General features: G+C 63.7%; 8 protein-coding genes and 1 tRNA gene. 5 read left to right on the top strand and 4 right to left on the bottom strand.

Going from position 1 to position 6,292, the window contains the following annotated elements; all coding sequences use genetic code 11:
* Nucleotides 1-2 precede the first annotated feature (2 nt).
* Nucleotides 3-884 carry a PAC2 family protein gene (locus tag FEF27_RS10645; RefSeq protein WP_138170851.1) on the top strand — a complete coding sequence of 294 codons (882 nt, stop codon included), beginning with the start codon at nt 3-5 and terminating at the stop codon, nt 882-884.
* 29 nt (nt 885-913) lie between these two features.
* On the opposite strand, the gene mshC is transcribed toward FEF27_RS10645, so the two are convergent.
* Both mshC and FEF27_RS10655 read right to left on the bottom strand, forming a co-directional pair.
* Nucleotides 914-2,197, bottom strand: a complete 1,284-nt coding sequence (mshC, locus tag FEF27_RS10650; protein WP_138170842.1) for a cysteine--1-D-myo-inosityl 2-amino-2-deoxy-alpha-D-glucopyranoside ligase — start codon at nt 2,195-2,197, stop codon at nt 914-916.
* Nucleotides 2,198-2,319: 122 nt separating this feature from the next.
* On the bottom strand, nt 2,320-2,583 hold the full coding sequence (locus FEF27_RS10655; protein WP_138170843.1) for a hypothetical protein: 264 nt from the start codon (nt 2,581-2,583) through the stop codon (nt 2,320-2,322).
* Between the two features lie 69 nt (nt 2,584-2,652).
* On the opposite strand from FEF27_RS10655, the gene FEF27_RS10660 reads away from it, so the two are divergent.
* Entirely contained in the window at nt 2,653-2,895 is a 243-nt protein-coding gene (locus FEF27_RS10660; protein ID WP_138170844.1) for a DUF5703 family protein, read from the top strand.
* A gap of 14 nt (nt 2,896-2,909) precedes the next feature.
* On the opposite strand, the gene FEF27_RS10665 is transcribed toward FEF27_RS10660, so the two are convergent.
* The gene (locus tag FEF27_RS10665; RefSeq protein ID WP_138170845.1) at nt 2,910-4,199 is read right to left on the bottom strand and encodes a M20/M25/M40 family metallo-hydrolase; all 1,290 of its coding nucleotides are present in this window, start codon (nt 4,197-4,199) and stop codon (nt 2,910-2,912) included.
* Between the two features lie 151 nt (nt 4,200-4,350).
* Between FEF27_RS10665 and FEF27_RS10670 the strand changes: the two genes are divergently transcribed.
* The 3 genes from FEF27_RS10670 (at nt 4,351) to FEF27_RS10680 (ending at nt 6,023) form a co-directional block, all read left to right on the top strand.
* Nucleotides 4,351-4,608: a type B 50S ribosomal protein L31 gene (locus FEF27_RS10670; protein ID WP_119903413.1), complete on the top strand. Its 258-nt coding sequence runs from the start codon at nt 4,351-4,353 to the stop codon at nt 4,606-4,608.
* A 64-nt stretch (nt 4,609-4,672) separates the two neighbouring features.
* Nucleotides 4,673-4,759: transfer RNA gene (locus tag FEF27_RS10675), tRNA-Leu, on the top strand.
* Nucleotides 4,760-4,859: 100 nt separating this feature from the next.
* A complete protein-coding gene (locus FEF27_RS10680; RefSeq protein ID WP_138170846.1) occupies nt 4,860-6,023 on the top strand; it encodes a tyrosine-type recombinase/integrase in 1,164 nt (387 codons plus the stop codon).
* A 30-nt stretch (nt 6,024-6,053) separates the two neighbouring features.
* Here the strand turns inward: FEF27_RS10680 and FEF27_RS10685 are convergent.
* The coding region (locus tag FEF27_RS10685; protein WP_138170847.1) for an integrase core domain-containing protein at nt 6,054-6,292 on the bottom strand (239 nt) is incomplete at its 5' end.

The following is a 6,292-nucleotide window of genomic DNA, read 5'->3' on the forward strand; positions in this document are numbered from 1 at the left end:
AGATGCTGGCCGCCCACCTGCGCCGGACCGCACCCGGGGGCGAGGACCGGCACAGTCGTCCCACCGTGATGGTGCTGGCTTTTGAGGGGTGGAACGACGCCGGCGGGGCCGCCTCGACTGCCGTGCGCACCGTGGCTCAGGCCTTCGGCGCGGAGCTGGTCGAGAAGCTCACCGACGAGGAGTACTACGACTTCCAGTTCTCGCGGCCCAAGATTGGCCGCACTCCGGCTGGTCGGGAGATCATCTGGCCTTCGACCAGCATTCTGCGCGCCAGCCCGGCCTCCGGTGAGTTCGACCTGCTGTTCGTCCACGGCGTCGAGCCCAGTTTCCGGTGGCGGGCGTACACGGCGGAGCTGCTGACCAAGGCGGCGGAGCACCAGGTGGCCGCAGTGGTCCTGGTGGGGGCCCTGCTGGCGGATGTGCCGCACACCCGGCCCATTCCCGCCTCGTTCTCCTCCGAGGACGCCGAGATTCAGGAGTTGCTGGACATTGACGAACCCACCTATGAAGGGCCGGTGGGGATCGTTGGTGTCCTGGCCCATACCGCGTTCCAGGCCGGGATCCCGTCCCTGTCCCTCTGGGCTGCGGTGCCGCATTATGTGGGGCAGGCCCCCTCCCCCAAGGCCCAGCTGGCCCTGATGAGGAAGTTGGAGGAGCTGTTGGGCGTGCCGCTGGACCCGGAGCAGGCGGAGGAGATCTCCGAGGACGCCGCCGCGTGGGAGCGCGGGGTGGATGACCTGGCCGAGGAGGACGCGGAGATCGCCGACTACGTCAAACGGCTCGAAGAGGCCACAGACACCACGAATCTGCCCGAAGCCTCCGGGGACGCGATAGCGGAGGAGTTCGAACGCTACCTGCGGCGCCGCAAACCTCCGGAGAACTGAACCCGCACCTCAGGGCCCTCAGGAGCCGCTCAGGCGGTGAGGTCCAGACCTAACAGGGCCAGCACGACGTCGCGCACCTGAGCTGCTGAGTCCTGTGCCGCCAGGTGCCCTGCCGCCCAGAGGTCGAGGGTGTCGAGGGCCGCAGGAGAGTTCAAGTCACCGGCCAGCGCGCTCATCAGTGCGTAATGAAGTTCACCCGGGGCGGCGGCCTCGTGCGCACTGTCTGCGGCCCGGTGCTCCCTGGTATGGAGGGCTGACTTCCAGCTCGCGAGCCGCTCAGCGGCTGCCTCGAGCGCCGCCTCCGTGAAGGACCAGTCCTGCCGCCAGTGGTGGGAGAGGATGAGCACACGAATCGCTTGAGGGTCCCACCCTTGGGCTCGGAGCTGGGAGACCAGCACCAGGTTGCCCTGCGATTTGGACATCTTCTCCCCCGCCAGGCCCACCATCCCGGTGTGCATGTATCCCTCGGCCAGCGGTTTGCCGTCGGCGGCGGTGGCATGTGCCGCAGAGAATTCGTGGTGGGGGAAGCGGAGATCAGAACCGCCGCCCTGAATGGTGAACGGCGCAGGCAGGTTCCGCCGCGCAATGACGGAACACTCGATGTGCCACCCCGGGCGGCCCCGCCCCAACTGCCCACCTGCCCACTGCGGCTCCCCGTCGCGGGCGGCACGCCACAGCAGCGGATCCAACGGGTCACGCTTTCCGCGCCGGTCGGGGTCTCCCCCTCGCTGCGGAAAGAGCTCCTCCATATCAGCGCGGCCGTAGGCCCCGACACTGCCCAGCCGCCACTGGGTGCTGCGCTCGGCGGCCGAGATGTCAAAGTAGTAGTCCTCTCCGGCAGCATCAGCGGCACTGACCGGGTAAGCGATGCCGCGCTGCAGCAGACTCTCCACGTCCTCCACCACTGCAGGGATCATCTCGACTGCCCCCACATAGTGGTCCGGGGGGATCACCCCCAGGGCGGCCATGTCTTCACGGAACAGCTCGGTCTGCGACTCCGCCAGCTCTCGCCAATCGACGTCCGTGGCCGCAGCCCGCTCTAACAGCGGGTCGTCGATGTCGGTGACATTCTGCACATACTGCACCTCCAACCCGCAGGCACGCCAATACCGGACCAGGGTGTCGAAGTGAACGTAGGTGTTGGCATGGCCCAGGTGCGTCGCGTCGTAGGGAGTGATCCCGCAGACATAGAGCGAGGCGATCCCTGCTGTAGAGGTGGTGCTGACCGTGGTCCCCTGCGGTGTGTCGTACAGTTCCAGGCTTTCCGGCACCGCCGGCAGGACTGGCACAGTGGGTGCGCTCCACGATCTCACGCAATATTCCTTTCACAGGCGGGTGACTCCACCACCGGTCAACTCCGTGCAGCCGGTGATAATTCCACAACGGGAGCGTCAACCACGAGCCTGCTGGCAGGGCGGGTGTGGCCGGGAGGGTTTCAGTCCTGTTCGACGTCCTCATCGAGGTCATCGTCTTCGAGGATGTCGTCCTCGTCGGCGTCTTCGTCGTAGAGATCCAGCGGGGTCACCTCTCCGGTCGAGGCGAAGAGGGCATCCTCATATGCTTCGAAGGCGTCGGAGATGTTGTAGAACGCGGTCTCCACCGAAGGGTCGTCCTCGCCCCGGCGATTGACTGCTGCGGAGAGATGTTCCTCAAGTGCGTTGTTGAGCGCGTTGAGAGCGATGCGAGGATCGAGGTTCATATCGCCACAGTACCAACGTCTCAGCCCTCAACGGTACCCCCTCTTGACGGGTGTTCTACAGTAGTGCTGATGGCAGAGCAGACTCCCTCCTCCGCGCTAGGCCGGTACACCGTTGAGGACGATGACGGGCGCGGTTGGGAGTACATGGTGCTGACCTGCCAGCCGCGGGAGTCGCTGGCTGAGGTGAGGCGACAGGTCGTGGACTATGCCGAGTACGGCCGCTGGGAGCTGCGGCGCTCAGCCCTTTACACCGGTGGTGTCCGCAAGTACTGGCTGCGCCGGCGCATGATGCGGGTGCGGCGCACCTTTTGAGCACCGTTACCGTATTACTGCTCCAGCAGGAACCGGTGAAGCACCCGGACACCGAATTTCAGGGCATCGACCGGAACACGTTCGTCCACCCCGTGGAACATGCCGGTGAAGTCCAGCTCTGCCGGAAGACGCAGCGGCGCGAACCCGTAGCCGGTGATCCCCAGCTTGGCCAGGTGCTTATTGTCGGTGCCTCCGCCCAGCATGTAGGGAAGCACCACCGCATCAGGATCCTCGGCGCGCAGCGCCTGGACCATCTGCTCCACCAGCGCCCCGGAGAAGGGGACCTCCAGGGCGGGCCCTTCGTTCATCAGCTCGAAGTCGACCTTCTCCCCGGCCAGTTCGCGCAGAGTGGAGGCAACTTTCTGATCCTGCTCGGGCAGGGTGCGGGCATCCACCAGCGCCTGAGCCTGGCCGGGCACCACATTGTGCTTATACCCGGCCTCCAGCAGCGTGGGGTTGGAAGTGTTGCGCAGGGTGGCGGCGATGAACTTCCCCGCAGAACCGGACGCGTCAATGAGCGGCTCAGGGTTCTCGGGGTCGAAGGGGATGCCGGTGATCTCTGAGAGCTGCTCAAACAGAGCGCGGGTGGTCTTGGTGTACTCCAGGGGCCACTCATGGGCGCCGATAGCCGCCACCGCCTCTGCCAGGTGCACCACGGGGTTATCCCGGTGAACCGCTGAGCCGTGCCCGGCAGTGCCGCGCGCGGTCATCTTTGTCCAGTGGATGCCCTTCTCCGCAGTCTGGATGAGATAGGCCCGGGTGCCGGCGATGTCAGCGGAGAATCCTCCCACTTCGCTGATCGCCTCGGTGGCACCGTCGAAGAGCTCCGGGTGGGCATCGGTGAGCCAGCGCGCCCCGTAGGCGCCGTTGTCCTCCTCATCGGCGAAGAAGGCGAAGATGATGTCACGTCTGGGGCGGTGTCCGTCTTGAGCCATCTGCAGCATGGAGGCCAGGATCATGGCGTCCATGTCTTTCATATCGACTGCCCCGCGGCCCCAGATCAGCCCGTCGATGATCTCGGCGGAGAACGGGTCCACCTGCCAGTCGGCTGCTTGGGCGGGGACTACATCCAGGTGACCGTGGACCACCAGAGCCCCAGCGGCGTCGTCGGTGCCCTTCATCCGGGCCACGACGCTGGTCCGGCCCGGGGCCTTTTCGAAAAGCTGCGGTTCAAGTCCCGCCTGCCGCATGATGTCCGCACAGTATTCGGCGGCCTCGCGCTCGCCATTCGATTTGCCCTCACCCCAGTTGGAGGTGTCGAATCGAATCAGGTCCCGGCAGAAGTCAACGACGTTACTCTCCATATCGCCACCCTATCGCCATCCCTCCGGAGGAGTCCGGTGTGGCACCGGGTGGGTGTGTAGGGTAGGATCGAGTGTTGGCCCTTCAGCGGCCTGCGATCTTTATTTTCCCAGCTTCTGGCAAAAACCAGCGGCGCATGAAAAGGAACTGAGCATGAAACCTGATATTCACCCCACGTACCAGCCGGTAATCTTCAACGATCTCTCCTCCGGCGAGAAGGTGCTGACTCGCACCACCGCCACCAGCGAGAAGACCATGGAATGGGAGGACGGCAACACCTATCCGGTGATTGACGTCGAGGTTTCTGCAGCCTCACATCCCTTCTACACCGGTAAGCAGCGCATCATGGACTCCGCCGGTCGTGTGGACAAGTTCAACAAGCGCTTCGCCGGTTTCGGCGGCAAGAAGTAAGAGTTTCTGACTCGGCCTGCTCGCGTGCTAAGCTCTCTTGGCTTCACGTTGAGGCAGGCACCCTGCGCGGGTGGCGGAATAGGTAGACGCGCTAGCTTGAGGTGCTAGTCCTCTATTAATGAGGGTGGGGGTTCAAGTCCCCCTCCGCGCACAGAATGATAGGCGGAATGACGGGGATGCAGAGCCACTGACTGGCTCTGTATCCCCAAATTTCCCGGAATTATCCCCAAATGAGGGAATAGACTCGCGTCATGGCAACGATTGAGACGCGCAAGGGCAAGAAGAAAACCTCTTACAGGGTGGTCTGGTATCACCGCAAAGATAAGCGCCACCAGACCTGTGACACCTTGGTTGACGCCGAGCTCTGGAAGGCCCTGATAGAGCAGACCGGTGGCGATGATGCGGCCGCCCGGCGTGCTGTAGAGGCTCAGGCGTCAACGGCGCCCATGCTGTCGGACGTGGCTGAATCGCACATCGACCGGCTCATAGACATCACGCCCTACACCCGTGGCAAGTACCTTGCGATGGTTCGCAATCAGTGGAGCATGCTGGATGCGCCCGTAGACACACTGACCGAAGACGACATCATTCGTTGGGTGCAGTGGATGCGGCGCGACGGCCGCGACGGCGAAGGCTATTCGGCCAAGTCCATCAAGAATTCGCACGGGCTGCTGTTCAGTGTCCTGGCATATGCCGTCAAACGTGGCCACCGGCCAGACAATCCTGCAGCAGACACGCGGTTGCCAGTGGTGCGACGCACTCAGACTGCCGAGCGCAACAAATACATGACGGCCGAAGAAGTCGCGGCTCTGCGCCATCACATTGGCGACCGTCACCTGCCACATTTCGACCTGCTATGGGGCACCGGCATGCGTGCCGGCGAATTGCTCGCACTGACACCGGAAGACTTCACAGTCATTGATGGCGTGGTGCACGTCAGTGTCACTAAGTCAATCAAGATGCCAGAGCGTGGCACACGCGCCTACATCGGCGAACCGAAGTCGCAGCGATCCTTCCGCACCATTGATGTGGACGACGGCACCATGAGCACCGTGTGGCCATTGGTCAGGGCTGCCGGTCACGGGCAGCTGGTGTTCAGCCTGTCGACCTCAGAGCGCCTGACTAACTCCAGAGATCTCTGGGTGCGAATGTGGGAACCTGCTCTGCGGCGCGCGCAGGCTGCCGGCTTTACCAAATCGCCCAGCGTCCATTCTCTGCGCCACTCGCACGCCTCGCACCTCATAGCCCACGGCGTGCGCATGGAAGATGTGTCAGACCGGTTGGGGCATGGCTCTGTAGGTATTACTGACGCTGTCTACCGGCACCGGGTGCCGAGTACCACGGCGACCGCGTCAAGCACCTTCGCCCGTGGCAACCTGGTCACGCACGCTGCACCGGCAGAGATTCCCGCGTGACCTCGAAAATATCCTGGGCAAACGAAGCGCCTAGTTGTACTTCCCCGTGAGGTTGTGAACGCGGGCTGAGGGAACAGTCCCTCCGATCGCGGTGTGGGTTCGGTGGTGATTGTAGTAGTGAAGGAACTCCTGGTAGGAGGTTTCACGGGCTGATTCGTTGGAGTAGGGCCTCGCGTAGGCCCATTCCTGCATCAACGTCCTGTTGAACCGCTCGACCTTGCCGTTGGTCTGCGGCCGGCGGGGCTTAGTCCGTTGGTGTTTGATGGCCT

The organism is Nesterenkonia sphaerica, from assembly GCF_005771565.1.
GTDB lineage: Bacteria > Actinomycetota > Actinomycetes > Actinomycetales > Micrococcaceae > Nesterenkonia > Nesterenkonia sphaerica.